Annotated in this window: 23 protein-coding genes; 18 read left to right on the top strand and 5 right to left on the bottom strand. The window is 74.4% G+C overall.

Features of this window, described 5'->3' with window-relative positions; genetic code table 11:
• The first annotated feature begins 65 nt into the window (after nt 1–65).
• The 3 genes from ACI6PP_RS04060 to ACI6PP_RS04050 are packed head-to-tail and all read left to right on the top strand — an operon-like array spanning nt 66 to nt 1758.
• The gene (locus ACI6PP_RS04060) at nt 66–368 is read left to right on the top strand and encodes a hypothetical protein (protein WP_421109332.1); all 303 of its coding nucleotides are present in this window, start codon (nt 66–68) and stop codon (nt 366–368) included.
• On the top strand, nt 365–1195 hold the full coding sequence (locus ACI6PP_RS04055; protein ID WP_421109331.1) for a hypothetical protein: 831 nt from the start codon (nt 365–367) through the stop codon (nt 1193–1195). Before ACI6PP_RS04060 ends, ACI6PP_RS04055 begins: the two co-directional genes overlap by 4 nt.
• Nucleotides 1195–1758 (top strand): hypothetical protein, encoded by a 564-nt coding sequence (locus ACI6PP_RS04050; protein WP_421109329.1) that lies wholly within the window; start codon nt 1195–1197, stop codon nt 1756–1758. Before ACI6PP_RS04055 ends, ACI6PP_RS04050 begins: the two co-directional genes overlap by 1 nt.
• A gap of 149 nt (nt 1759–1907) precedes the next feature.
• On the opposite strand, the gene ACI6PP_RS04045 is transcribed toward ACI6PP_RS04050, so the two are convergent.
• A complete protein-coding gene (locus ACI6PP_RS04045) occupies nt 1908–3599 on the bottom strand; it encodes a peroxidase family protein (RefSeq protein WP_421109328.1) in 1692 nt (563 codons plus the stop codon).
• Nucleotides 3600–3705: 106 nt separating this feature from the next.
• Nucleotides 3706–5703, bottom strand: a complete 1998-nt coding sequence (glgX, locus tag ACI6PP_RS04040; RefSeq protein WP_421109326.1) for a glycogen debranching protein GlgX — start codon at nt 5701–5703, stop codon at nt 3706–3708.
• A 140-nt stretch (nt 5704–5843) separates the two neighbouring features.
• Between glgX and ACI6PP_RS04035 the strand changes: the two genes are divergently transcribed.
• From ACI6PP_RS04035 to ACI6PP_RS04025, 3 genes are all read left to right on the top strand, one after another.
• Entirely contained in the window at nt 5844–6623 is a 780-nt protein-coding gene (locus tag ACI6PP_RS04035; RefSeq protein ID WP_421109324.1) for an enoyl-CoA hydratase/isomerase family protein, read from the top strand.
• Between the two features lie 98 nt (nt 6624–6721).
• Complete coding sequence (locus ACI6PP_RS04030) at nt 6722–7720, top strand: alcohol dehydrogenase catalytic domain-containing protein (RefSeq protein WP_421109322.1); 999 nt, start codon at nt 6722–6724, stop codon at nt 7718–7720.
• A gap of 127 nt (nt 7721–7847) precedes the next feature.
• Complete coding sequence (locus ACI6PP_RS04025; protein ID WP_421109321.1) at nt 7848–8369, top strand: hypothetical protein; 522 nt, start codon at nt 7848–7850, stop codon at nt 8367–8369.
• Between the two features lie 303 nt (nt 8370–8672).
• On the opposite strand, the gene ACI6PP_RS04020 is transcribed toward ACI6PP_RS04025, so the two are convergent.
• The 3 genes from ACI6PP_RS04020 to ACI6PP_RS04010 all read right to left on the bottom strand — a co-directional run bounded on the left by ACI6PP_RS04020 (nt 8673) and on the right by ACI6PP_RS04010 (nt 11669).
• On the bottom strand, nt 8673–9416 hold the full coding sequence (locus ACI6PP_RS04020; RefSeq protein WP_421109319.1) for a VWA domain-containing protein: 744 nt from the start codon (nt 9414–9416) through the stop codon (nt 8673–8675).
• A gap of 209 nt (nt 9417–9625) precedes the next feature.
• The gene (locus tag ACI6PP_RS04015; RefSeq protein ID WP_421109317.1) at nt 9626–10552 is read right to left on the bottom strand and encodes an AAA family ATPase; all 927 of its coding nucleotides are present in this window, start codon (nt 10550–10552) and stop codon (nt 9626–9628) included.
• A gap of 4 nt (nt 10553–10556) precedes the next feature.
• Entirely contained in the window at nt 10557–11669 is a 1113-nt protein-coding gene (locus ACI6PP_RS04010; protein WP_421109315.1) for an NDMA-dependent alcohol dehydrogenase, read from the bottom strand.
• A gap of 141 nt (nt 11670–11810) precedes the next feature.
• On the opposite strand from ACI6PP_RS04010, the gene ACI6PP_RS04005 reads away from it, so the two are divergent.
• The 12 genes from ACI6PP_RS04005 (at nt 11811) to ACI6PP_RS03950 (ending at nt 25631) form a co-directional block, all read left to right on the top strand.
• Nucleotides 11811–13436: a sigma-54-dependent Fis family transcriptional regulator gene (locus tag ACI6PP_RS04005; protein WP_421109313.1), complete on the top strand. Its 1626-nt coding sequence runs from the start codon at nt 11811–11813 to the stop codon at nt 13434–13436.
• A 91-nt stretch (nt 13437–13527) separates the two neighbouring features.
• Complete coding sequence (gene mftA, locus ACI6PP_RS04000) at nt 13528–13632, top strand: mycofactocin precursor MftA (protein ID WP_421109312.1); 105 nt, start codon at nt 13528–13530, stop codon at nt 13630–13632.
• Nucleotides 13633–13639: 7 nt separating this feature from the next.
• Nucleotides 13640–13933, top strand: coding sequence for a mycofactocin biosynthesis chaperone MftB (mftB, locus tag ACI6PP_RS03995; protein ID WP_421109310.1), 294 nt, complete (start codon nt 13640–13642; stop codon nt 13931–13933).
• Nucleotides 13930–15174 carry a mycofactocin radical SAM maturase gene (mftC, locus tag ACI6PP_RS03990; protein ID WP_421109308.1) on the top strand — a complete coding sequence of 415 codons (1245 nt, stop codon included), beginning with the start codon at nt 13930–13932 and terminating at the stop codon, nt 15172–15174. The genes mftB and mftC overlap by 4 nt, the downstream gene beginning before the upstream one ends.
• An 11-nt stretch (nt 15175–15185) precedes the next feature.
• Complete coding sequence (gene mftD / locus ACI6PP_RS03985; RefSeq protein WP_421109306.1) at nt 15186–16409, top strand: pre-mycofactocin synthase MftD; 1224 nt, start codon at nt 15186–15188, stop codon at nt 16407–16409.
• Between the two features lies 1 nt (nt 16410).
• Nucleotides 16411–17124 (top strand): mycofactocin biosynthesis peptidyl-dipeptidase MftE, encoded by a 714-nt coding sequence (gene mftE, locus ACI6PP_RS03980; protein WP_421109305.1) that lies wholly within the window; start codon nt 16411–16413, stop codon nt 17122–17124.
• Entirely contained in the window at nt 17121–17927 is an 807-nt protein-coding gene (locus ACI6PP_RS03975; protein ID WP_421109303.1) for a mycofactocin-coupled SDR family oxidoreductase, read from the top strand. The genes mftE and ACI6PP_RS03975 overlap by 4 nt, the downstream gene beginning before the upstream one ends.
• Nucleotides 17924–19354: a mycofactocin biosynthesis glycosyltransferase MftF gene (gene mftF, locus ACI6PP_RS03970; protein ID WP_421109301.1), complete on the top strand. Its 1431-nt coding sequence runs from the start codon at nt 17924–17926 to the stop codon at nt 19352–19354. Before ACI6PP_RS03975 ends, mftF begins: the two co-directional genes overlap by 4 nt.
• Nucleotides 19355–19503: 149 nt before the next feature.
• Nucleotides 19504–20286: an electron transfer flavoprotein subunit beta/FixA family protein gene (locus ACI6PP_RS03965; RefSeq protein WP_421109299.1), complete on the top strand. Its 783-nt coding sequence runs from the start codon at nt 19504–19506 to the stop codon at nt 20284–20286.
• 28 nt (nt 20287–20314) lie between these two features.
• Nucleotides 20315–21271, top strand: a complete 957-nt coding sequence (locus tag ACI6PP_RS03960) for an electron transfer flavoprotein subunit alpha/FixB family protein (protein ID WP_421109297.1) — start codon at nt 20315–20317, stop codon at nt 21269–21271.
• A gap of 120 nt (nt 21272–21391) precedes the next feature.
• A complete protein-coding gene (locus tag ACI6PP_RS03955) occupies nt 21392–23614 on the top strand; it encodes a S8 family serine peptidase (RefSeq protein ID WP_421109295.1) in 2223 nt (740 codons plus the stop codon).
• A gap of 61 nt (nt 23615–23675) precedes the next feature.
• Nucleotides 23676–25631: a S8 family serine peptidase gene (locus ACI6PP_RS03950; RefSeq protein WP_421109293.1), complete on the top strand. Its 1956-nt coding sequence runs from the start codon at nt 23676–23678 to the stop codon at nt 25629–25631.
• The last annotated feature ends 17 nt before the right edge of the window (nt 25632–25648 follow it).

The following is a 25648-nucleotide window of genomic DNA, read 5'->3' as shown; positions in this document are numbered from 1 at the left end:
CCGTGCTGGGGTGTGACCCCCTGGTGGGACACACTGGGGTCCCGATCCGGTGGAGGAGGTGCGGCGTGGGAGCCCTGAGCAGCGTCGAGGCCGAGGTGACACGACTCGCGCAGGCGATGGAGTCCTTCTCGCACGCCACCCCGCCGGTGCGACGGATGCTCGCCGACGTCGTCGCCGGCGACACCGCTCCGGCCCCGCACGCGGCCGCCGTCGCCACCGCCCTGGCCCGGCTCGACGCCCGGCTCGCCCGGCTGGCCGAGCAGTCCGACGACGCCGGCACGGTGCTGCGGCAGGTGCTGGCGACCGGTGCCGACGACGCCCGCGCCGAGGCCCGTCGCGCCGCGGCCGACGCGGACGGCCGCCCGTGAACCCCGAGCGCTTCCTCGGACGCGACCCGGTCGTCGGCGACCTCGTCGCCGTCGACCACGTGACCGTCGTCCTGCGCGAGGCCGTGCTGCTGCTCGCCGAGGGACGCGGACGGCTGGACGCCACCGTCGTCGACTCGGTCTGGCGCGGCCCCCGCGGCGCGTCGGTGGTCGACGCCGTCTCCGACCTGCGCGCCCGCCTCGACGCCGTCGAGGGCGCCGTCGCCGACCTCACGGCCGCCTGGCAGGAGTGGCGCCACGGGCTCGCCCGACGCCACGACCGCGCCGCCGAGCTGGCCGAGCAGGTGAGCCAGCTGGCCGGCGAGGACGACGCGTCCGGCCGCCGGTCCGCCCTCGACCGCCAGGTCGACGAGCTCGAGGAGGAGCACGGCGTCGCCGCCGCGGCCCTCGCCCGTGCCGCCGACGAGCTCACCGACACGCTCGACGCGATCGGCGACGAGCCCGACGTCGCGGGCGACCTGAAGGCGGCGTTCGACGCCCTCGACGGGGCGGTCGACGTCTGGGTCGACGCGAGCGGCGAGCGCACCCGCGGGGCGGGCGGCGCCGTCGCCGACGTCGCCTCGCTCGCCGGCGCGGTGCCCCACCTGATCGGGGTGGGCGACGGCGAGGCCGACCCGCGCGTGCGTGAGAGCGCCGCGGCCGCACCCGGCGCGCACCGGCTCCTCGACGCGCTCGACCACCCGGCCCACGCCGACGCCCCCGACCTCCAGGACGCGTCCTTCGCGCCGGCGACCCGCCCCGGCCCGTCCCTCGCCGACCGCGTGCGCGGCGCTGCCGCCGCCGGCGACCACGACGAGGAGACGACCTGATGCCCGTCGCCCACGCCCGTCCGCTCATCGACGTCGACCTGCCCCCCGACTTCCACGAGGTCCCGGTGGCGTCCGCCGTCGAGGACCGCGTCCACGACCAGGACGACCTGCTCGACCGGCTCGCCGTCGTCGACCCCGTCCAGCGCGAGGGCCTCGGCTGGTACCTGGAGGCGCTGTCGCGCAGCGCCGCCGACGCGGACGTCGCCGGCACCGCGTTCTGCGCCGTCCGTCTCGCGGGCCGTCCGTCGGCGGCCACGGTCACCGTCGCCGTGCACGACGCCGACGCCGACGACCCCCTCGTGTTCGCGCTCGGCGCGGCCGAGAGCCTGCGGGCCGACGGCCGCTACGACGACGTGCGCACCGAGCGGGTGGGTCACGCCCTCGCCGCCCTCGCCTACGGCACCGACCCGGGCTCCGGGGCGCGTCACGTCACCGCCGTCGTCCCCGCCGCCGGCCACGCCACCGCCGTCGTGCTGTGCCTCAGCACCCACGACACCGCGAGCTTCGGCGTCTACGACCGCGTCCTGCGCCGCGCCGCCGCGTCCGTCCGCGTCGTCGGCTGACGAACCGCTGCCGGGTGTCGGTTTCCCAGGTTCACCTGGGAAACCGACGGGACCCCGGAGAACTTGCCGGGGTCCCGTCGGACTTCCGTGGGGAGTGGTGCGCCGGTGACGGGTGGGACCGCACCGGTGCACCGACCTCCCGGGTCTGCTCAGTCGCCGAGCGGGTTGAGCAGGTCGGGCCTGCCCTCGAAGGCGAACATCAGCAGGTCGGCCATCTCGAAGGTGCCGTCCGCCCGGGCGAACCGGGGGCGCCAGGACGGGTCGCGGACGATGGACGTCGCGCTGCCCTCCATGGCCCGGTGGAACACCTCGGCGGTGATGCGCGCCCCGACGCCCGCCAGACGGCCGCCGTTCACCTCGGCCTCGCGCAGGCAGTAGAACCACAGCGGAGCCGCCGCGAGCAGGCTGGACGCGACCGCGTCGGACGCGTCGACGACGACGCCCGTGCCGTCGCCGGCGAGCAGCTGCTCGTCGGTCAGCGGCGTGACGCCCAGCTGCGCGGCCATCTGCTGGCCGCTGGCCAGGCGGACCATGCCGCCGCGCACCAGGTTGCGGAACGCGAGGTTGAGCTCGAGGCCCGCCGCCGGGGGCACGGCGCCCCGTCCGCCGAACGAGCCGAGCGGCAGGTTCTTCAGGGGGTCGACGAGCAGCGTGTCGATCCGCTTGGCGACGTTGAAGCGCTTGGGCTCGACGACGAGACCCGGGACGCCCAGCGGCGCGAAGTCGTACAGCCGGCGCCAGTCGGCGATCCAGTTGCTGGGCAGCACCTCGAAGCTGCCCGCGTCGGGGTCGCCGAGGTCGAGCGCCCCCGGTGACAGCACGCCGCTCGTCCCCGAGAACTGGAACAGCAGCGCCAGCGTGCCCGGCGCGAGCCCGCCCTCGGTGTTGAAGACCCGGTTCCACTCGTAGACGTCGCGGACCATCGAGTGCCCGAGCCGGTAGGCGCCGACGGAGAACTCGATCGGCATGGTGGGGGAGTCGCCGGGGCCGGCGTACCCGTGCAGCGGTGCCGACCCGTGGGCCGAGTGCTCGTACGGGGCCGGCACCTCGAACACGCTGCGGCCGTGCGTGAACACGTCGTCGACCACCGCCGGGTCGACCAGACGCGGCAGCATGTCGTGCCGCAGCACCCACTGGTAGTGCCGGACGACGAGGTCGCGCGCCGCCCCGAGCAGCAGGTGCGACGGCGTCCCCTCGGCGGCGAGCGTGTCGACGACGCGGTTGTGGAAGCGGATGAACGCCGCGTGCGTCTGGCCGACGACGAGGTTCTCGTCGTTGCGCCCGTCGGGGATCAGCGGTGCGCGCCGCGCGGCCTTGGTCGAGCCGAACCCGACGCGGGGCAGGTCGAAGCCCTCGTGCGCCAGCGCCGTCGCCGCAACGCCGAGGGACGGCGCGGGCGCCGTCGTCCCGGTGAGCAGGTGGACGCCGTCGGGCGCGTAGAACCGTGCGTCGTCGCCCTGGGGTCCGCGCCCGTAGAGCGAGTCGAGGTCGAGCGACGGCGAGCGTCCCTGCTTGAGCTCGGCGACGGTCACCTGGTCGCCCAGGTGCACGGCGGTCTTGTCGAGCGTCATGTCGTGGTCGACGAACTGGCTGAGGTAGGTGTAGCCCGACGGGACGCGCGCCTCGTCGGGGTCGGCCTTGTCGCCCTCGGTCATGCGGGTCGCGAGCGCCGCGGCGAGGTCGCGGTCGACGTCCTCGCCCTGCGGCCCGAGCCGCGAGAAGCGGAACTTGCGCAGCGAGGCCTCGGTCGACGGCCGATGGCAGCGGTAGTGCTGCTCGGCGTCGCCGTCGACGACGCCCTCGCCGACGACGTAGTAGTTGTCGCGGAGGTGTCTCTTCATCGTGTGCCCCCTCAGGGCTGAGGGCCACCCGGCCCCGCCCGAGACGGGAGGGCGGCGGGAGGTGGTGTGTCGAGGGGGAGGAGCAGGTCGGTGCCCGCCTGATACGTCAGGCCGGAGTGGCGGCCAGGACGACGACGCTGCGCGCGCTGACCACGACCTGGCCGTCGCGCGTGCCCACCACCGACGACCGGGGCTCGGCGGTGTCGAGCAGGACGTCGACGCGGCGACCGGCGAACGTGGGCGGCAGCGTCCACGTCTGCGGGTCGGCGCCGGCGTGCCAGAGCACGAGCAGCGCCTCGCCCTCGGGCTGGTCGAGCGCCATCGCGAGGCTGCGCAGGTCCTTGTCGTGCCAGTCGGCCTCGGTGAGCTCGCGGCCCGCGGGGTGCCACCAGCCGAGGTCGCGACGCCCCGGGGCGAACTCCTCGCCGGTGAAGAAGGCGGCCGGGCTCAGGAGCGGGTGCTCGGTGCGCAGGCGTGCGAGGTCGCGCACGAGCGGGGCGAGGTGCGACCAGTCGGGGTCGACCGACCAGTCGACCCAGGCCACCTCGTTGTCCTGGCAGTACGCGTTGTTGTTGCCGCCCTGCGTGCGGCCGAGCTCGTCGCCGTGGGCGATCATCGGCACGCCGGCCGACAGCAGCAGCGTCGCCATCAGGTTGCGCGACTGGCGCCGTCGCAGCTCGAGCACCTCGGGGTGGTCGGTCTCGCCCTCGACGCCGCAGTTCCAGGAGTGGTTGTCGCCCGAGCCGTCGCGGTTGTCCTCGCCGTTGGCCTCGTTGTGCTTGTCGTCGTACGACACCAGGTCGCGCAGCGTGAAGCCGTCGTGCGCGGTGACGAAGTTGACCGACGCGCGCGGCCCGCGTCCGGTGGGCTCGTAGACCTCCGACGACCCCGCGACGCGCGACGCCAGCGCGCTGACGCCGCCGCCGGCACCGCGCCAGAAGTCGCGCACGTCGTCGCGGAACCGGTCGTTCCACTCGCTCCAGCCCGTGGGGCAGGCGCCGACGAGGTAGCCCTCGGCCGTGACGTCCCAGGGCTCGGCGATCAGCTTGACGTCGCGCAGCACCGGGTCGTCGGCGATCCGCTCGAGCAGCGAGCCGGCGACCCGGACGTCGTGGTGGCGCCCGCGGGCGAGCGCCGACGCGAGGTCGAAGCGGAACCCGTCGACGTGCATGTCGGTGACCCAGTAGCGCAGCGAGTCGAGCACGAGGTCGGCGACGGCCTCGAACGAGACGTTGATGGTGTTGCCGCAGCCGGTGGAGTCGAGGTACTCGCCGTCGGCCTGGCGGTAGTAGGCGCCGTCGTCGAGGCCGCGCAGGTGCACCAGGGGGCCGTCCGGGCCGCCCTCGCAGGTGTGGTTGTAGACGACGTCGAGCACGACCTCGAGGCCCCGGGCGTGCAGGGCCCGGACCATCTGCTTGAACTCGACCACCTGCTCGCCGCGGTCGCCCGACGAGCTGAACGGCCCGTGCGGCGCGAGGAAGCCGGCGGTGTTGTAGCCCCAGTAGTTCTGCACGCCGCGGGCCGCCGCGTGCGGCTCGGTGGCGAAGTGGTGGACGGGCAGCAGCTCGACGGTGGTGACGCCGAGTCCCGTGAGGTGGTCGAGCACCGCCGGGTGGGCGAGGCCGGCGTAGGTGCCGCGCAGCTCCTCGGGCACATCGGGGTGCGTGACGGTGAGGCCGCGGACGTGGGTCTCGTAGACGACGGTGCGCTCCCACGGGACGCGCGGGGCGGCGTCGTCCTGCCAGTCGAAGGTCTCGTCGACCACGACGCCGCGCATCGTCGACGCGGAGTCCTCGATGCCGCCGACGACGGCCTTGGCGTAGGGATCGAGCAGCACGGCGTCGGCGTCGAAGCGGGCGCCGTCGAGGACGTCGTGGTGGCCGTCGACGCGGAAGCCGTAGAGCTGCCCTGCGCCGACGCCCGGGACGAGTCCGTGCCAGACGCCGTCGGTGCGACCGGGGAGGGCGAGCGTGGTCTCGACACCGTCGTCGTCGAACAGGCACAGCGACACCGCCGACGCCCGGGGCGCCCAGATCGCGACGTTCGTTCCGCCGTCGGCGAGGCTCGCGCCGAGCGGGGCCGGCGCGCCCCCGAGGATCTCCATCGGACCATCATCGCGTGCGCCTCGTGCCCCGCGTGCAGAAGTGGTCGGACCGTGTCCGACCTGTCACCGTCCAGGTGGCGTCGACGGGGCCGGGCGGTAGCGTGCGAGCGACCGTGACCGCAGGACGAGTGGAGGACACCGTGGGAGAGTTCGTACGCCTCGAGGTGGACGGGGGAGTCGGCACCATCCGGCTCGACCGGCCGAAGATGAACGCCCTCGACTTCACCGTCCAGGACGAGATCCGCGAGGCCGCGCTCGAGGCGTCGGACCGCGACGACGTCGCCGCGGTGGTCGTCTACGGCGGCGAGCGCGTGTTCGCCGCGGGCGCCGACGTCAAGCAGATGGCCGGGCTGGACCACCTCACGATGTCCCGTCGGGCGGGCGTGCTGCAGGCCTGCCTGACGGCGGTGGCCGACATCCCCAAGCCCACCGTCTCGGCGATCACCGGGTACGCGCTGGGCGGCGGGTGCGAGCTCGCGATGTGCACCGACCTGCGCTTCTGCGCGTCGGACGCCAAGCTCGGCCAGCCCGAGATCCTGCTCGGGATCATCCCCGGCGCCGGCGGCTCGCAGCGGCTCCCGCGCCTGGTCGGCCCGGCCAAGGCCAAGGACATCATCTTCACCGGCCGCTTCGTCGACGCCGACGAGGCGCTGGCCATCGGCCTGGTCGACCAGGTGCACCCGGCCGACGAGGTCTACGCCGCCGCCGTCGCGTGGGCACGTCAGTTCGTGGGCGGTCCGGCCGTCGCGCTGCGTGCGGCCAAGGAGGCCGTCGACCGCGGCATCGAGGTCGACCTCGCCACCGGGCTGGAGCTCGAGCGGGTGCAGTTCGCGGCGCTCTTCGCCACCGAGGACCAGAAGGCCGGCATGACCTCCTTCGTCGAGAACGGCCCCGGCAAGGCGACGTTCCAGGGTCGCTGACGTCGGCGGCCTCCGTCACCGTGCGCACCGGCGCGCCCGGTGGTTGCATCGGTGACGGGCGGCCGCCGCGGTCGTCCGACGACGAGGAGGAGACCCACGTGCGTGCTGTCCAGGTGAGCCAGGCCGGAGCCGACTTCGAGGTGGTCGACCGCGAGGTGCCCGAGCCGGGACGCTGGGAGGTGCGCGTGCGCACCGGCGCCTGCGGCGTCTGCCACAGCGACGCGATGGCCGCCGGCGGCATGGCCAGCAGCTACCCCCGGGTGCCCGGGCACGAGGTGGCCGGCACGGTCGACGCGGTGGGCGAGGGCGTCACCCAGTGGGAGGTCGGCCAGCGCGTCGGCATCGGCTGGTTCGGCGGCGCGTGCTTCACCTGCGTCCCGTGCCGCGACGGCGACTTCATCTCGTGCACCGCGCAGAAGGTCACCGGTCTGTCCGCCGACGGCGGCTACGCCGAGCACGTCGTCGCCCCCGCGGACGCGCTCGCGGCCGTCCCCGACGAGCTCACCGACGCCGAGGCCGCTCCGCTGATGTGCGCCGGCGTCACCTGCTTCAACGCCCTGCGCGAGAGCGGCGCCCGTCCCGGTGACGTCGTCGCGATCATCGGCCTCGGCGGGCTCGGGCACCTGGGCGTCCAGTTCGCCGCCAAGATGGGCTTCGAGGTCGTGGCCGTCGCCCGCGGCCAGGAAAAGGGCGACTTCGCCCGTCAGCTCGGCGCGCACCACTACGTCGACAGCACCACGCAGGACGTCGCCGAGGAGCTGACCGCGCTGGGCGGCGCGAGCGTCGTCCTCTCCACGGTCACCGACGCGTCGGCCGCCACGTCGGCGGTCGGCGGTCTCGCGCCGCGCGGGCGCCTCGTCGTGGTGGGCGTGCCCGAGCAGCCGCTCGAGGTCGCCGCCGTCGACCTGATCCTCGCCAGCCGCCTGGTCGCCGGCCACGCGTCGGGCACCGCCAAGGACAGCGAGGACTGCCTGCGCTTCGCCGCCCTCACCGGGGTGCGTCCGATGGTGGAGGAGGCGCCGCTGGCCGAGGCCCAGACCGCCTTCCAGCAGATGCTCGACGGCAAGCCCCGCTTCCGGATGGTGCTCACCGCCTGACGGTCACCTCCGAGCCGTCCCCGCACGACGCACGTCACATCGACGTGACCCGCCGGTAGCATTCGGGCATACTGCTGTGATCGTCAGCACGTCCGCGTGCCACCACTCGGGGACGGTCGGAGGGACCATGAAGCAGGACAAGGGCGACGACGCCCGGGACGACACCGCGTCCGGCACCGCCACGCGCACGCCTCCCACCGCCGGCGAGATCGCCGCGGGCCACGACCCGGTGGCCGACGGTTACGAGGCCCGCCGCGACGCCGCGTCCGTGCCCGAGCCCGAGCCCGGTCCCACCCGCGAGGAGTCCCGCGCCGCCCGCAGGGCGCGCGCCAGGGGAGCGGCCCGCAAGGTCGGCGAGAGTGCCGGCTGGATCCGGTCCAAGGTGGCCCAGGTGGTCTGGCTCGTCGCCCTGGCCTGCGCCGTCGTGCTCGGCGTCGGCGCCCTGCTCACCGCGCTGAAGGCCAACCCCGACAACGCGATCGTCTCGTGGGTGCTCGCCCGCGCGGGCCAGCTCGACGGACCGTTCATCGACATCTTCACCTTCTCCGGCGACAACGCCGCGATGAAGCAGACGCTCGTCGGCTGGGCCCTGGCGGCCGTCGCCTTCCTCGTCGTCGGCCGCGTCGCCGAGCGGGTCATCAAGCCGTAGTCCCACCCGCCGCCGGGGCCGCGCCTGCTCGCCGAGTGGCGCAGTACCGGGGTCGACACGCGCGATCCGGCCCGTTTCTGCGCCACTCGTGGCGGGTTCTGCGCCACTCGGCGCTGGTGGTGCGGTCCGTGGGTGCGGGTCTACGCCGGCGCACGCGCCGCTGGGGTGCTCGAACGACGGCGCCGGTCCGTCGGTTCGTCGGCACCCATCGGCTCGGAGGACGTGTCGGCGCGGGCCGGTGCCCGGGGCGGATGGGCACCGCCGAACCCACGGATCGGCTTCGTGGCTGATCTCCCCTTCGTCTCAGGGCCTGTCGTCCTGGAGGAGGTGGGCGAGGGCGGAGGGGACGTCGAGGACGGAGGCGACGGACGCCAGACGTGCGCCGCTGCGGCGGGCGAAGTGGCGGGCCTCGTCGTCGTCGCCGGCCGGGGCGAGGACGACGAGCTCGTCCAGCCCGCGCGCGGCCGGGACCGCGTCGACGTCGTCGGTGGCGCGGCAGTCCGACAGCAGCACGACGACGCGCCGGCGCGCCCGGGCGCGGGCGAGCTGGTGGCGGGCCGAGATGAGGGCGTCGGACAGCGCGGTGGTGCCGTGGCCACGCAGGCCCAGCACCGCCTCGACGGTCCGGGTCGCGCGCGACGGCGCGTCGAGTGCCTTGAGCACCGACACGTCGGCGGCGAAGGCGAGCACCGCGTGCTCGGCAGGTGCCCGGCCCAGGCACGCCGCGGCGGTGACGGCCGCGGTGGTGAGGCGGGCGCCGTTCATCGAGCCCGAGCGGTCGACCACCAGGCACAGCGCGAGGGTGGGACGCGCCCAGTCGGTGGCCTGCAGCTCGTCGACGGACGGTCGCCGGCCCTCCGAGGCCGCCTGCAGCACCGCGTCCATCGACCGGTCGAGGTCGAGCTCGCCGCCCTTCCACGCGGGCACCGTCCGACGACGCCCGACGCCGCCGCGCGTCGGCGTGCCGCGGCGCGTCTGGTCGAGCACCAGGCGCGGGACGAGCCGCCGCACGGCCTCGCGGAGCCCCTCGTCGGTGGCCCTGGCCATCTCGACGACCAGGGTGAGGGTGTCGTCGGGGTCGTCGTCGAGGGCGGACGCGAGCGCGTCGAGGTCGAGCTCGCCGACCTCGGGGGAGAGCTCGGCGAACCGGGCGTTGCGGGCGAGCTCGGAGCGTCCGGTGGTGCGCGGCGCGCTCTGCCGCTGGCGCGACTCGGGCTTGCTCGGGCTGGGGTCGGTGCCCGCCCCGGGAGGCGGGCTCAGAGTTCCCCCGGCGCCCCCTCCTCGGGCGCGCGGTCGTCGTCGGGGGAGGGCTCGGCGCCGAACACCGCCACGTACAGACGGGTGACCACGTCCTCGGGCGTGCGGTCGGTGGCGTCGTGCACCCGGATGCGTCCGGTCAGCGAGGCCTTGGCCGCCTCCAGGCCGACGTGCCAGTCGTCGCTCGGCACGCCGCGCAGCTCGGCGAGCTGCACGCCCACGCGTGCGACGTCGATGGCGCCGCGCACCGACGACCCCACCTCGACGTCGTCGTCGGTGCGGGTGCTGCGCACGAGCTGGACGACGCGGGCACGCCAGTCCGGGTCGAGCCCCGGTGCCCGCAGGTCGACGATCTCGGCCTCGGCCTCGGCGGACTGGTAGCCCATCGAGATGCGACAGGTGCGGTCGTAGAGCGCCGCCGACACGCGTGCGGTGCCGATCGCGTCGTACGGGTTCATGGCCGCCACGACGCCGAAGCCCTCGGCCGCCCGCACCCGGCCGAGCCGCGGCACCGCGATCTCGTGCTCGGACATCGCGGCGAGCAGGACGTTGAGCGTCTCCTCGGGGATGCGGTTCAGCTCCTCGACGTAGAGCAGGCCGCCGGCGCGCATCGCCTCCAGCAGCGGGCCGTCGGCGAAGATGTCGGGCACGTAGCCGCGCGTCAGCACGAGGGCGGGGTCGAAGTGGCCGACGAGCCGTGCGGGCGTCAGCTCGGCGTTGCCCTCGACGAGGACGAACGGCACGTGCCGGCTGGACGCGACGCGGCGCAGCAGCGTGGACTTGCCGGTGCCGGGCGGTCCCTCGAGCAGGACGTGGGCGCCGCCGCGCAGGGCGGCCTCCAGCACCTCGGCCTCGCGCGAGCGCCCGACGACCGGGACGGACCCGCCGTGCGTCGGCAGGTCCGTCCCCTGGGTCGTCGGCGTCACGCCGTCAGTGCTCGTGCACGACGACGCCGCGCACGTTCTTGCCGGCGAGGAGGTCGTCGTACCCCTCGTTGACCTGCTCCAGCGTGTAGGTCCGGGTGATGATCTCGTCGAGCTTGATGTCGCCGCTCTGGTAGAGCCCGAGGATCTTGGGGATGTCGGTGGTGGGGTTGCAGTCGCCGAACAGGCTGCCCTTCAGCGTCTTGCGGAACAGCGTCATGATCGAGCCCGGGAGCTCGATGTTCTGCTCGTCGAGCTTGTTGAGGCCGGTGAGGACGACGGTGCCGCCCTTGCCGATCGCGTTGAAGCCGCTGGCCACGATCTCCGAGGTCATCAGGCCGGGCGTGAGGATGGCCGAGTCGGCCATCTGTCCCCGGGTCAGGTCGGTGATCTTCTCCTGCGCCTCGTCGGCGCTGGCGAACGCGTGCGTCGCACCGAGCTCCATCGCCTTCTCGCGCTTGTTCTCCAGCGGGTCGACCACCACGATGTTCTTGGCACCCGACAGGCGCGCACCCTGCACGGCGTTGATGCCGATGCCGCCGATGCCGAAGATCGCGACGGTGTCGCCGGCCTTGACGTTCGCGGTGTTGACCGCCGCGCCCCAGCCCGTCGGGACCCCGCACCCGACGAGGACGGCCTTCTCCAGCGGCAGGTCGTCGTCGACCTTCACGCACGAGTTCTGGTGGATGACGCCGTACTGGCTGAAGGTGCCGAGCATGCACATGGCGCCGTACTGGCCGCGCGGCCCGGTGATCGGGAAGCGGTCGCCCGGCAGGTAGCCCTCGAGGATGGTGGCGCCCATGTCGCAGATGGACTGCTGACCGTTGGCGCAGTAGCGGCACGAGCCGCAGTTGGGGATGAACGAGCAGACGACGTGGTCGCCCACCGCCACGCGGGTGACCCCGGCGCCGACCTCCTCGACGATGCCCGCGCCCTCGTGCCCGAGGACCATCGGGAGCCTGGCCTCGAGGTCGCCGTGGGCGACGTGCACGTCCGAGTGGCACAACCCGGCGTGGGTGTACCGGATGAGCACCTCGCCGGCCTGGGGGCCGTCCAGGTCGAGCTCCTCGATCTCGATGGGCTTGCCGAACTCGTGGACGACGGCGGCTTTGGTCTTCATGGGGTCTCCTTGGCGTCGGTGATCCCGGTCACACTCGCACGGGCCCTCCGGCCGACGTGTTCAGTTATTGAACATCCGACGACCCGGTGGCACAGTGCATGATCTGTGGCACAGGTCACACGCCGACCGTCGGAGGTGTCGATGCTCGACCTCCCCGACGCGCGCGGCGTCCGCCCCGACATCGCCCAGTCCTGGCACCGCGTCGCGCTCTCCGGTCTGGACCCCGCGGGCGCGTTCGACCGGCTGGTGCCCGCCGAGGTCGACCTGCAGAGCTCGCTGGTGCGGGGCGCGGCCCCCGTGCTCGACGAGCTCGAGGCGAGCCTGCAGGGCACCGGCTACCTGACGGTCCTCGTCGACCGCGACTGCCGGATCGTGCGGCGCTGGTTCGACGACGCCGACGCCCGCGAGAGCTTCGACGGCCTCAACATCGTGCTCGGCGCCAACCTCGACGAGGACGCGATCGGCACCAGCGCCCTCGGCACGGTGATGGAGACCCGGCACGGCATGGTGGTCAACGGCCCCGAGCACTTCGTCGAGCCCCTGCGCGGGTTCAGCTGCTACGGCCACCCGGTGCGGCACCCGCTCACCCGTCGGATCGAGGGCGTCCTCGACATCTCCTCGGTGGTCGACCGCGCCAGCCCGCTGCTGCCGCCGCTCATCGAGCGCGCCGCGCACGACGTCGAGCAGCGGCTGCTCGAGGGCAGCCGGACGTCGGAGAAGAACCTGCTGTGGGCCTTCCAGGCCGCGTCGCGCCAGCGGCGTCGTGCCGTCGTGGCCATCGGCGAGGACCTCGTGCTGTCGAACCGCACCGCGTCCGACCTGCTCGGGCCGTCGGACCTCGCGCTGCTGCGTGCGCTCGCCGAGGACCCCTGCCACGCCGACCGGTCGTCGCTCGACCTCACGCTCGAGAGCGGCGAGGCGGTGGCCGTCGAGGTGCTGCGGGTCGGTGGGGCCCGCGACGGCCTGCTGCTGAGCATCGACCTGCGCGACGCGTCGCGCCGCGTCCCGCTGCCCTCGCCCCCCGTCTCGTCGAGCGCCCCGGTCCTGGTGGCCGGCGCGCCCGGCACCGGACGGACGACGCGCGCCACCGAGCTCGCCTGTCGTCAGCCCGTCACCGTCCTGACGGCCGCCGACGCGCTGGTCCGCGGCCCGACCGCCTGGGCGGCCGACCTCGACGCGGCGGTGCGCCGTGGGGTCGGCACGGTCTGCGTCGACGGCGTCGACCTGCTGCCCGACGCCCTCGTCGACCTCGTGGGCACGGCCGTCGACCGTCCCGGACGGCCCGCGCTGGTGCTCACGTCCGGCCCCGTCGACGGCCTCACCGGCCGCGCCGCCGCCCTGGCCGGCGTCGCGACGACGCGCGAGGAGCTGCTGCCGCTGTCGGCCCGCCGGCAGGACGTCCCCGAGCTGGCCGCCACGATCCTGCGGCGCGTCGCCACGTGCTCGTCGGTGCACCTGACGCCCGGCGCGGTCGGGGCCCTGGCCGCGCAGCCGTGGCCGGGCAACCTGCGCGAGCTGGAGGCGGTGCTCGTGCACGCGGCGTCGCAACGCTCCACCGGCGGCCTCACGGTCGACGACCTTCCCGAGCAGTACCGCACCGCCCGTCCCACCGAGCCGATGGCGCCGCTGGAGCAGGCCGAGCGCGACGTCATCGTCACGGCCCTGCGAGCAGCCGACGGCAACAAGGCGCGCGCCGCGCGTGCCCTCGGGGTGTCGCGCACGACCCTGTACGCCCGCATGCGCGGCCTGCGGATCACCACCTACTGACCGGGCGGTTGTGTCCAGAACCTGAACACCTGCCCGGCACCGCCGCGACGATGCTGGGCCCACCGCACCGCCCACGAGCCCAGGAGCAGACATGGACCCGAGCCCCGCCGCCACCGGTCAGGACGTCGCCGAGGAGGTCGTCGTCGACGACCTCGTGGAGGACGTGTCCATCGACGGCATGTGCGGCGTGTACTGAGGCCGACGTGACCACGCAGACGGCCGACGCCATGCTCGACGAGCGCTGGAGCCTGTCGACGTCGGTCGCCCTGCGCCCCGAGCCCTTCGGCGCGCTGGCCTACCACTTCGCCAACCGGCGGCTGACGTTCCTCAAGCGGCCCGAGCTCGTCGCGGTCGTGCGCGCCCTCGCCGGCTCGACGTCGGTGCGGGGCGCTCTCGAGTCCGCCGAGGTGCCCCCGGTGCAGTGGCCGGCGTACCTGGCCGCGCTCCGCGGCCTCGCCTCGTCCGACATGCTCCAGCTCGAAGGGACCGCCCGATGACCCTGCTCGACGACCGCCCGACCCGCACCACCCCCGCGGGCGGCACCCTGATCGACCAGTTCGAGGTCGGTCTCGACGCACCGATCTGCCTGACCTGGGAGCTGACGTACGCCTGCAACCTGTCGTGCGCGCACTGCCTGTCGTCGTCGGGCCGGCGCGACCCCGACGAGCTTTCCACCGAGCAGTGCGAGGCGGTGATCGACGAGCTGCAGCGGATGCAGGTGTTCTACGTCAACATCGGCGGTGGCGAGCCCACGATCCGCCCCGACTTCTGGCACCTGCTGCAGTACGCCGTCGACCACCAGGTGGGGGTCAAGTTCTCCACCAACGGGGTGCGCATCACGCCCGACCGAGCGCGGATGCTGGCGTCCACCGACTACGTCGACGTGCAGGTCTCGCTCGACGGCGCCACCGCCGAGGTCAACGACCACGTCCGCGGGCCCGGCTCGTTCGACACCGCGCTGACGGCCCTGCAGAACCTCCAGGACGCCGGGTTCCGCGACGCGAAGGTCTCCGTGGTGGTCACCCGGCAGAACGTCACCCAGCTCGACGAGCTCAAGGCGATTGCCGACCGCTTCGGCGCGACCCTGCGCCTGACGCGGATGCGCCCGTCGGGGCGCGGCGCCGACGTCTGGGACGAGCTGCACCCGCTGCCCGAGCAGCAGCGCGTCCTCTACGACTGGCTCGTCGCGCACGGCGAGGGCGTGCTGACCGGTGACTCGTTCTTCCACCTGGCGCCGTTCGGCGAGGCGCTGCCCGGTCTCAACCTCTGCGGGGCCGGTCGCGTGGTGTGCCTGATCGACCCGGTCGGTGACGTGTACGCGTGCCCGTTCGCGATCCACGACACGTTCCTGGCCGGCAACGTCCTGGCCGACGGGGGCTTCCAGCAGGTCTGGCAGCGCTCGGAGCTGTTCGCCGACCTCCGCTCGCCGCAGACCTCGGGCGCCTGCACGCGCTGCACGTTCTTCGACGCGTGCCGCGGCGGCTGCATGGCGGCCAAGTTCTTCACCGGCCTGCCGCTCGACGGCCCCGACCCCGAGTGCGTCCAGGGCCACGGCGAGCACGCTCTGGCCGGCGACCGTCGGGTCCCGGCCGCCAGCCGGGACCACTCGCGCACGACGCCCGCCCGCAACCAGCCGGTGATGCTCACGCTCACCCGGCGCGAGGACGTCCTCGCGCCCGCGGCGCCGCCGGTCTCGGCGTGCGCCGAGGACCCCCTGGCCGGCTTCACCCCGAGCTGAGGAGGCATCCCGTGTCCCGACCCGAGTGGCTCGCGAACCCGTGGGCGCAGAACCCGTGGTTCGAGTCCGTCGCCGAGGCGCAGAGGCGGGCGCGCAAGAGGCTGCCGTCGTCGGTGTACTCGGCGCTGGTGGCCGGCTCCGAGCGCGGCACCACGATCGACGACAACCTCGCCGCGTTCGGCGAGCTCGGGTTCGCCCCGCACGTCGCGGGGCACCAGCCCGACCGTGGTCAGGCCACGTCGGTGATGGGGCAGCCGATCTCGATGCCGGTGATCATCTCGCCGACCGGCGTCCAGGCCGTCCACCCCGAGGGCGAGGTGGCCGTGGCCCGCGCCGCCGCCGCCCGCGGCACGGTGATGGGGCTGAGCAACTTCGCCAGCAGGTCGGTCGAGGAGGTCACGGCCGTCAACCCGCAGACCTTCTTCCAGATGTACTGGACCGGGGACCGCGACGTGATGGTCCAACGGATGGACCGGGCGCGCGCCGCCGGCGCCGTCGGCCTGATCGCCACGCTCGACTGGTCGTTCTCGATGGGCCGCGACTGGGGGAGCCCGGAGATCCCCGAGAAGGTCGACCTCGCCACCGCGATCAAGTTCGCCCCGCAGGTGCTGCGCCGGCCGCGCTGGCTGGCGGCGTTCGCCCGCACCGGCGAGCTGCCCGACCTGACGGCGCCCAACCTCGCGGCGCCGGGGGCGGTCAAGGGACCCACGTTCTTCGGCGCCTACGGCGAGTGGATGCAGACGCCCCCGCCCACCTGGGAGGACGTGGTCTGGATGCGCGAGGAGTGGGGCGGCCCGTTCATGCTCAAGGGGGTGTGCCGCGTCGACGACGCGCGCCGCGCCGTCGACTCCGGCGTCACCGCGATCTCGGTGTCCAACCACGGCGGCAACAACCTCGACGGCACCCCGGCCACCATCCGGGTGCTGCCGTCGGTGGCCGCGGCCGTGGGCGACCAGGTCGAGGTCCTGCTCGACGGCGGCATCCGCCGGGGGAGCGACGTGGTCAAGGCCGTCGCCCTCGGGGCCCGTGCCGTGATGATCGGGCGCGCCTACCTGTGGGGCCTGGCGGCCAACGGGCAGGCGGGCGTCGAGAACGTCCTCGACGTGCTGCGCGGCGGCATCGACTCGGCCCTGCTCGGCCTCGGGCTGTCGTCGATCGACCAGCTCGCGCCCGAGCACGTCGTGGTGCCCGACGGGTTCACCCGCGAGCTCGGGGTGACCGGGCCGAGGTCGTGACGTGAGCGGCGACCCGCGGCGACGCCTGGCCCGGCGCACGTGGCGCGACGTCGGACGCGACGAGGTGCTGCTGGTGCCCGTCGGCTCGACCGAGCAGCACGGGCCGCACCTGCCGCTCGACACCGACACCGTGGTGGCCGTCGCGGTGGCCGAGGCCGCCGCCGCGGCGCTCCGGGTCGGTCTCGACCGCGACGTCGTGGTCGCGCCCGCCGTGGTCTACGGCTCGAGCGGCGAGCACCAGTCGTTCGCCGGCACCCTGTCGATCGGCACGCACGCGCTGCGGGTGCTCCTGGTCGAGCTGGTCCGGTCGGCGGCGACCTGGGCCGACCGCGTCGTGCTCGTCAACGGGCACGGGGGCAACCTCGACGCCGTGACGGGGGCCGTCACCCAGCTCGTCCACGAGGGGCTCGACGTGGACTGGGTGCCGTGCGCGACCGAGGACGTCGACCTGCACGCCGGGCGCACCGAGACCTCGCTGATGCTGCACCTGCGCCCGGACTCGGTCCACCTCGACCTCGCCGAGGCCGGCTGCACGTCGCCCCTGGCCGAGCTGTTGCCGCTGCTGCGCGCCGGCGGCGTGGCCGCGGTGTCGCCGAACGGCGTGCTCGGCGACCCCGCAGGAGCCTCGGCGGACGAGGGTGCGCGGGTGCTCGCGGCGATGGCGCACGCCGTCGTCCGACAGGCCGGAACCCGGCACCCGGCGGCCCGCCGGTGACCGCGCCACCGCGCGTCGCCCTCGTGACCGGTGCCGCCCGCGGCATCGGGGCGGCCACCGTGCACGCGCTCTGCGACCGCGGCTACCGCGTCCTCGCGCTGGACTCGTGCGCCGGCGACGGCCCCGACCGTCCGCCCGGCGTCGGCTACCGGCTCGCCGACCGCGCCGACCTCGATGCCGTCGCCGCGGCGCACCCCGGCCAGGTCGTCGCCCGCGTCGCCGACGTCCGCGACCGCGCCGCGACGGACACAGCCGCGGCGGCTGCGGTGGACGCATTCGGACGGCTCGACGCCGTCGTCGCGGCGGCCGCGGTGATCGCCGGCGGCACCCCGCTCTGGGAGGCACCCGCGGAGCACCTCGACACCCAGTGGGACGTCGACGTGCGCGGGGTCTGGAACACCGCGGCGTCCTGCGTGCCGCACCTGCTCGGCGGCCCCGACCCGTCGGGCGGGCGGTTCGTGGCGATCGCGTCGGCGGCCGGGACGCGGGGTCTGTTCCACCTCGCCGCCTACAACGCCGCCAAGCACGCCGTCGTCGGCCTGGTGAAGGGGCTCGCGGCCGACCTCGTCGCCACGGGCGTCACCGCCGTCGCTGTCTCGCCGGGATCCACCCGCACCTCGATGCTCGACGCCACCGCGGCGCTGTACGACCTCGACGACCCCGAGCCGCTCGCGTCCTCGCAGCTGGTCCGGCGCCTGCTCGACCCCTCGGAGGTCGCCGCCGCCGTCGCGTTCTGCTGCTCGCACGAGGGCGCCGTCCTCAACGGCTCGGTGGTGGCCGCCGACGGCGGGTTCGCCGGATGAGCCTGCCGACCGGGACGATCGTCCGGCTCGCGCCGGGGGTCCTGGTGCGGGACGGCGGCCGGACCCTGGTGGGGGGTGCACCGCCGCGGGTCAGCCACCTCGGCGAGCGGGCCGGGCGCCTGCTGGGCCGCGGGGTGCTGCGAACCGACGAGGGGATCGAGGGCGCGCTGGCCGAGCGTCTCGTCGGGTCGGGCATGGCCGTGCCCGTCGGGGGATCGCTGCCCGAGGTGCCCTTCGACCAGGTGACGTGCGTCGTGCCGGTGCGTGACCGTCCCTTCGGCTTGGACCGGCTGCTGCGCGGGCTCGACGGTGCGCTCCGCGTGGTCGTCGTCGACGACGGCTCGCTCGACCCGCGCGCCACGTCGGCGGTGGCGGCTCGGCACGGTGCCGAGGTGCTGCTGCTGCCGGAGAACCGCGGTCCGGCCGCCGCGCGCAACGCCGGCATCGCCGCGGTGGCCACGCCGTTCGTCCTGCTCGTCGACTCCGACGTGGTGCTCGACCCCGACGACGTCAGTGCCCTGGCCCGCCACCTCGGCGACCCGGCGGTGGCGCTGGTCGCCCCGCGCGTGCTGGGTCTCGGGGGAGGGGACGGGTGGCTCGACCACTACGAGGAGGTGCGCTCCTCCCTCGACCTTGGTCCGAGGTCGGCGCTCGTGCGGCCGCGGTCGGCGGTGGCGTGGGTGCCCGCAGCGGCGCTGCTCGGCCGGGTCGAGGCGCTGGCCGGGGGCTTCGACGTCGCCCTGAGGTCCGGTGAGGACGTCGACCTCGTGTGGCGGCTCTGCGCCGACGGCTGGCGGGTCCGCTACGAGGCCGACGTCGTGGTGCGCCACGAGAACCGGACCCGCGTGCGCGCCTGGCTCGGCCGCAAGGCCTTCTACGGCTCGTCGGCCGAGCCGCTGGCCCGGCGCCACGGACGCACGGTGGCGCCCGCCGTCCTCACGCCGCTCGGGGTGGTGGTGACCCTGGCCGTCCTCGTGCAGCGGCGGTGGTCGCTGCCGGTGGCGGTGGCCGCGTCCGGCGTCACCGCCACGCGCCTGTCGCGACGGCTCGAGCGCAGTGGGCGTCCGGCCGCGCTCGCCGCCGAGCTCACCGGTCAGGGGGTGGTCGCGGCGCTCGATCAGACGTCGGGCCTGCTGCTGCGCCACTGGTGGCCGGCGTCGCTCGTCGCGTGCCTGGTGTCGTCGCGTGCCCGACGCGCGGTGGCCGTGGCCGTCGTCGCCGACGTGGTCGCCGAGCACGTGCGCGAGCGCGACCGCGTCCGCAGGCGGGGTTACTGGCTCGCCCGCCGCCTGGACGACCTCGCCTACGGCTGGGGCGTCTGGGCCGGGGCGGTCCGCGCGGGCTCGGCCGGCGCGCTCGTGCCCGACGTTCGGTGGCGCCGTCCACCGGACCGGACGTCGACGGCGCGCGTCACCGGCACGGAATAGGCTTGTGACCCAGACCATGCGGCCACCGCCTCGCGCGAACGATTACCAATCGGTAACGTGCAGGTAGCGACTAAGCGCTTGCTCAGTCGCCCGCGCGTCCCCGCGCACAGGCAACGACCGCACCGAACGCATCGAACCAGGAGGGCCTCGTGGCCAACATCGTCGTGCTGGTGAAGTACGTCCCCGACGCGACCGGCGAGCGCACGTTCACGTCGGACAACACCGTCGACCGAGTGGGTGTCGACGGGCTGCTGTCCGAGCTGGACGAGTACGCCGTCGAGGAGGCGCTCAAGGTCGTCGAGGCCGGTGACGGTGAGGTCACCGTGCTGACCGTCGGCCCCGAGCAGGCCGCCGACGCGGTCCGCAAGGCGCTGCAGATCGGCGCTCACAAGGGTGTCCACGTGCTCGACGACGCGATCGCGGGCTCCGACGCCGCGGCGACGTCGCTCGTGCTCGCCAAGGCGCTGGAGAAGATCGGCGACTTCGACCTCGTGATGACCGGTCTGGCCTCGACCGACGGCGGCATGTCCGTCGTGCCGGCGATGCTGGCCGAGCGCCTGGGCCTGCCGCAGCTGACGTTCGCCTCCGAGCTGACCGTCGAGGGTGACACGCTCAAGATCCGCCGTGACGGCGACGCCGCCACCGAGACCATCGAGGCCTCGGGCAAGCTCGTGATCTCGGTGACCGACCAGATCAACGAGCCCCGCTACCCCTCGTTCAAGGGGATCATGGCGGCCAAGAAGAAGCCGGTCGAGACGTGGTCGCTGTCCGACATCGGCGTCGAGGCGTCCGAGGTCGGTGCCGCCGCGGCGTGGACCAAGGTGCTCTCGTTCGAGCCCCGTCCGCCGCGCACCGCGGGCGAGATCGTCACCGACGAGGGCGACGGCGGCACCAAGCTCGCCGAGTACCTCGCGTCCAAGAAGTTCGTCTGAGCCGGCCGGGCCAAGGGAGAGAACGACTATGACTGAAGTGCTCGTGCTCGTCGACCACACCGATGGTGCGGTCCGCAAGACCACGTCCGAGATGCTGACGCTGGCCGCCCGCCTGGGCGAGCCGTCGGCGGTGTTCATCGGCTCCAACGCCGACGCCGCCACCGAGGCGCTCGGCAAGTTCGGCGCCGCGAAGGTCTACACCCTCGACGACGCCGCCCTGAGCGAGTTCCTGGTGGCGCCCAAGGCCGAGGCCCTGGCGCAGCTCGTGGAGGCCAAGAGCCCCGCCGCCGTGCTCATCGGCTCCTCGGCCGAGGGCAAGGAGATCGCCGGACGCCTGGCGATCAAGACCCAGTCGGGCCTGATCACCGACGCCGTCGACATCCAGGCCGCTGACGGTGGCGTGCAGACCACGCAGAGCGTGTTCGCCGGCAACTTCACCGTCCAGGCGCAGGTCACCCAGGGCACCCCGATCATCACGGTCAAGCCCAACTCGGTCACGCCGCAGGAGAACGCCGGCGCCGCCGCCGTCGAGGCCTTCGACGTCAGCGTGTCCGACCTGGCCAAGACCGCCAAGATCACCGCGTCCAAGCCGCGGGAGAAGACCGGGCGCCCCGAGCTGACCGAGGCCGCGATCGTGGTCTCCGGTGGTCGTGGCACCGGTGGCGACTTCACCCAGGTCGAGGAGTTCGCCGACTCCCTCGACGCCGCCGTCGGCGCCTCGCGCGCCGCGGTCGACTCGGGCTGGTACCCGCACGCGTTCCAGGTGGGCCAGACCGGCAAGACCGTCTCGCCGCAGCTGTACGTCGCCAACGGCATCTCCGGCGCGATCCAGCACCGCGCCGGCATGCAGACGTCCAAGACGATCGTCGCGGTGAACAAGGACGACGAGGCCCCGATCTTCGAGCTCGTCGACTTCGGCGTCGTCGGCGACCTCAAGACGGTGCTCCCGCAGGCCACCGAAGAGGTCACCAAGCGCAAGGGCTGACCCCGACGCACCTTAAGGAGCCGCCGCACCCCTCGGGGCGCGGCGGCTCCGTCGCGTGGGTCCGCCGCCGGTTCGACCGGTTCCCTCATCGTGACGAGGAATGGGCTCTAGGATTCGGCCGTGACCGACTTCCCGCACACCCGGGTGGCCCTCCGGCGACGCGTCCTGCCGCTGGCTCTCGGGTCCTCGCTCCTGCTCGCCGTCCTCCCGCTGGGCGCCGTCGCCGCCGCGGACGGTCCGCGGTCGGCGGACAAGACCCGGCCGGCGGAGGAAGCCGTGGTTGCGGTCGCGGCCGGCGTCATCGTCAAGACCCGGTCCGGCACGGTCAGCACGGCCCAGCGCCGCGTGGCCGCGGCGGTCCACGGGGCAGACCTCGACGGCACCAGGCCGGCCGCCGAGGGCACCTCGGTCATCGCGTTCGACCAGACCGTCCCGCTGGCGTCGGCCCAGGCGGTGGCCGACGACCTCGAGAGCCGCGCCGACGTCCTGTGGGCCGAGCCGAACGTGCTGCGCCGCACGGCGGCGACGTCGCCGGTCACCACCGACGACCCCGGGTTCGGGGAGCTGTTCAACCTCTGGGACCCGCGGAGCCTGACCACCACGCCCGCGTTCCCGGCCGGCGGCTACAGCGTCAAGGCTCCGGCCCTGTGGCGCGCGACCAAGGGGGTGTCGTCGGTGACCGTCGCCGTCGTCGACACCGGCATGACCCGGCACGTCGACCTGGCGGCCTCACGCGTGGACGGCTACGACTTCGTCAGTCAGCGCCCCTACGGGCTGACGGACGAGAACGGCGACCCGGCGATCGACCCGGACACCGGCGGGGCCTACCCCGCCGACTTCTTCGCCAACGACGGCGACGGCCGCGACGCCGACCCGTCCGACCCGGGTGACTGGCTCGCCGCCGACGAGGCTCGGGCCTGCAACCAGGACCCCGAGGCCGAGGCCGAGGACAGCTCGTGGCACGGCACCCACGTCGCAGGCACCATCGCCGCCACCGACGGCAACGGGATCGGCGTCGTGGGCGTGGCCCCCGACGTCACGGTCCAGCCGGTGCGTGCCCTCGGCAAGTGCGGCGGCTTCGACGACGACATCCTCGACGCGATCACGTGGGCGAGCGGCGGCACCGTCCCGGGCGTCCCGACCAACCGGACGCCCGCGAAGGTCGTCAACCTCTCCCTCGGCGGCACCAGCGTCGACGAGCAGACGGGGCGGGGATTCTGCCCCGACAGCTACCAGGAGGTCGTCGACGCGGCCATCGCTCGCGGGACCACGGTGGTGGCGGCTGCCGGCAACGAGGCGGCGGACGCCTCCACGAGCACGCCCGCCAACTGCGACGGAGTGGTCTCGGTCGCTGCGACCGACGACCTCGGGCAGCTCGCGTCGTACAGCAACGTCGGCAGCTCGGTGACGCTGTCGGCCCCGGGTGGCGACAACCCCAACTTCACCTACCTGCCGGGCACCGCGCCCGCGGGCGAGGACGACCACTACAAGACGGTGCTCTCCACGATCGACGCCGGTGCCACGACGCCCACCGGCGACACGTACGCCGGGTACGCGGGCACGAGCATGGCCGCTCCGGCCGTGTCCGGTGCCGCTGCGCTGCTGTACTCGTTGGGAGCGGCCACCCCGGCGCAGGTCACCGCCGCGCTGCGCCAGGCCACGCAGCCCTTCCCGGCGTACGGGGGCGGGTCGGCGGACTACGACTGCGACACGTCGCTGTGCGGCGCCGGCATCGTCGACCTGTCGGAGGTCCCCGCACCGACCGGCGCCGTGACGATCAGGGCCAACGGACCCGCGGGAACCCCCATTCGGACCTACGGCAGCGTCAGTGCGGTCGCGCCCTGGCAGGGGTCGCCGCGGCTGACCTACCAGTGGTACGTCGACGGCAGGGCGCTGGCGGGTGGCAGCGGTGGCCAGCTGACCATCCCCCCGTCGGCCGCGGGCAGGAAGCTGTCGGTGGCGGTCACGGCCACGCAGCCGCCCTTCCCGGTCACGCGCCGCACCTCGGCCGGGACGGTCGTGGGCGTCGCGCCGACGCCGCCGAAGAAGGCGACGACGGTGTCGTTGAAGGCCGTGAAGAAGAAGGTGACCTCCACCAAGGAGGGCGTCCAGCTGCGGGCGCGCGGCTCGACCTCCCGGGGCACGTTCACCTTCTACCGCGGAGGCACGAAGATCCGCACGGTCAGGACGCTCAGCAACTCAGGAGCGATCTCGACGCCACGCCGACAGCTCAAGCCGGGCACCTACCGGTTCCGGGTGGTCTTCACGCCCGCCGACCCGTCGTACGCGGCGTCGACGTCGCGCACGGTGTCGGTCAGGGTGGTCAAGCCGCGCCGTCGGTGACGGCGGGCGCAGGTTCGGCGATATACCTCATCTGAGGTAGAGAATCGCCCTACCCTGAGGTGTGCGCTCCCGGTCCCTCGTCCTCCGCGCGGCGGTGCTCGTCGTCGCCGGCGTCACCGCGACCGCCGGACTCGCGACCCCGTCGGCTCCGGCCGCGGCGGTCGACGACCCGGCGGGCGCCGACCCGGCCGTCGTCGGACTGATCGTCACGCCCACCGACCCGGCCCTGCCGAGGGGCGTGGTGGGCGACGTGGAGGACCTGCTCGACGTCGACGTGTCCGGCGCGACGCGCACGAGCGGGGGCGCCTACGCGCTGCGCCTCGACGCGCCCGTCGACGCCGCGGACGCCGGACGGGCCGCCGCCGAGCTGGCCGCGCGGGCGGACGTCGCGTCCGTCGAGCCCGACCACCTGGTGCGCGTCGCGGCAGCCTCACCCGTGAGGCCCGCCGACCCGTACTTCTCGTCCCAGTCGTGGCTGTGGGACGCCTCGGCCTCTCGCGCGGGTGGCTGGGCGAACCGCGCCCCGGCGTTCTGGAAGGACCGCGGACGCGGCTCGTCGTCGGTGGTCGTCGCGGTCGTCGACACCGGCATCACCGCCCACCCCGACCTCGACGGCTCCGTCGTCGGCGGGTACGACATGATCTCCGCCCCGGCCACCGCGCGTGACGGGGGAGGCCGCGACGCCGACCCCCGCGACGAGGGCGACTGGATGGACGCCGCCGAGGCCCGCCAGTGCGAGGGCGACTCGCGCGCCAAGGCGCAGCCGAGCTCCTGGCACGGCACCCACGTCAGCGGCATCGTCGCGGCCCGGGCCGACAACGGCCTCCACGTCGCCGGCACCGCACCGGGCGTCCGGGTGCAGCCGGTGCGCGTGCTCGGACGGTGCGGCGGCTCCGAGAGCGACGTCGCCGCGGGCATCACGTGGGCCTCGGGCGGCTCGGTGCCCGGCGTCCCGGCCAACACCACGCCGGCGTCGGTGGTCAGCCTGTCCCTCGGCGTCCGCAGCCAGGCGTGCGGCGCCACCATGCAGACGGCGATCGACGGGGCCCGCCGCCGCGGGGTCGTCGTGGTCGCCGCGGCCGGCAACGAGGGCGGGGACGTCCGGCTGTCCAGCCCGGCGAGCTGCCGGGGTGTGCTGGCCGTCGGTGCCTCCACCCGCACCGGTGGCCTGGCGACGTTCTCCAACCGCGGTGCCGGGCTCGCGCTCGCGGCCCCGGGCACCGACGTGCTCTCCACGACCAACAACGGCGCCACCACCGCCCGCGCGGCCACCGTGACGACGATGAGCGGCACCAGCCAGGCGGCACCGCAGGTCGCGGCCGCGGCGGCCCTGGTGAAGTCCGTCGACCGGTCCCTGTCCGCAGCTACCGTCGAGGCGGCCGTGCGCGGCGCCGTCCAGCCCTACGCGAGGTCGACCAGCGGGGGCGGGGCGGGCGTCCTCGACCTCGGCCGGCTGATGGCGGCCCGCACGGCGCCGCAGGTCCGCGGTGGCGCGTCGGTCGGCTCGACGCTCACGGCCACCCCGGCGCAGTGGGTGCTCGGCACCTTCGCCTCGCGGCAGTGGCGTCGCGACGGACGCGCCGTCCCCGGAGCCACCGGTACCTCCTACCGACTGACCCGCGCCGACGTCGGGCGGCGGATCAGCGTGGTCGAGACCGCCCGCAGCGGCGCCTACTCCAGCAACACCCTGTCGTCCGGTGCGGTCGCGGTGCCGGCGTGGTCGACCACCGCCCGCCTGCGCGCCAGTCGCACGACCGCACGGTACGGACGCCACTCCGTCCGCCTGCGCGTGGTGGTGGCGGGTCGTGACGGGCCGCCGACGGGCACCGTGACGGTCTTTGACGGGCGCAAGGCCCTGCGCACCGTCCGGCTGGCACGAGGCGCGGCGACCGTCGGGCTCGGGCGCACCGCCCTCCGCCCACGGGTCCACCGGCTGCGTGCGGTGTACCGCCCGGCGGACGTCACCTACCGCGCGTCGACGTCGGCGACGGTCACGGTGCGCGTGAAGCGCCGCTGACACACCCTCACATGGTG

The organism is Solicola agrisoli (assembly GCF_049059935.1).
Lineage (GTDB): Bacteria > Actinomycetota > Actinomycetes > Propionibacteriales > Nocardioidaceae > JAURVT01.
Note: the sequence above shows the minus strand (reverse complement) of the source record. Positions and strands in the feature narration are given on the sequence as shown.

Excerpts from the sequence above, each read along its gene's own strand:
- ACI6PP_RS04050 (WP_421109329.1), top strand. The coding sequence starts at position 1,195 with ATGCCCGTCGCCCACGCCCGTCCGCTCATCGACGTCGACCTGCCCCCC.
- mftA (WP_421109312.1), top strand. The coding sequence starts at position 13,528 with ATGGACCCGAGCCCCGCCGCCACCGGTCAGGACGTCGCCGAGGAGGTC.
- ACI6PP_RS03960 (WP_421109297.1), top strand. The coding sequence starts at position 20,315 with ATGACTGAAGTGCTCGTGCTCGTCGACCACACCGATGGTGCGGTCCGC.
- glgX (WP_421109326.1), bottom strand. The coding sequence starts at position 5,703 with ATGGAGATCCTCGGGGGCGCGCCGGCCCCGCTCGGCGCGAGCCTCGCC.
- ACI6PP_RS04020 (WP_421109319.1), bottom strand. The coding sequence starts at position 9,416 with ATGGCCAGGGCCACCGACGAGGGGCTCCGCGAGGCCGTGCGGCGGCTC.
- ACI6PP_RS04025 (WP_421109321.1), top strand. The coding sequence starts at position 7,848 with ATGAAGCAGGACAAGGGCGACGACGCCCGGGACGACACCGCGTCCGGC.
- mftC (WP_421109308.1), top strand. The coding sequence starts at position 13,930 with ATGACCCTGCTCGACGACCGCCCGACCCGCACCACCCCCGCGGGCGGC.
- ACI6PP_RS04005 (WP_421109313.1), top strand. The coding sequence starts at position 11,811 with ATGCTCGACCTCCCCGACGCGCGCGGCGTCCGCCCCGACATCGCCCAG.
- mftF (WP_421109301.1), top strand. The coding sequence starts at position 17,924 with ATGAGCCTGCCGACCGGGACGATCGTCCGGCTCGCGCCGGGGGTCCTG.
- ACI6PP_RS04010 (WP_421109315.1), bottom strand. The coding sequence starts at position 11,669 with ATGAAGACCAAAGCCGCCGTCGTCCACGAGTTCGGCAAGCCCATCGAG.
- ACI6PP_RS04045 (WP_421109328.1), bottom strand. The coding sequence starts at position 3,599 with ATGAAGAGACACCTCCGCGACAACTACTACGTCGTCGGCGAGGGCGTC.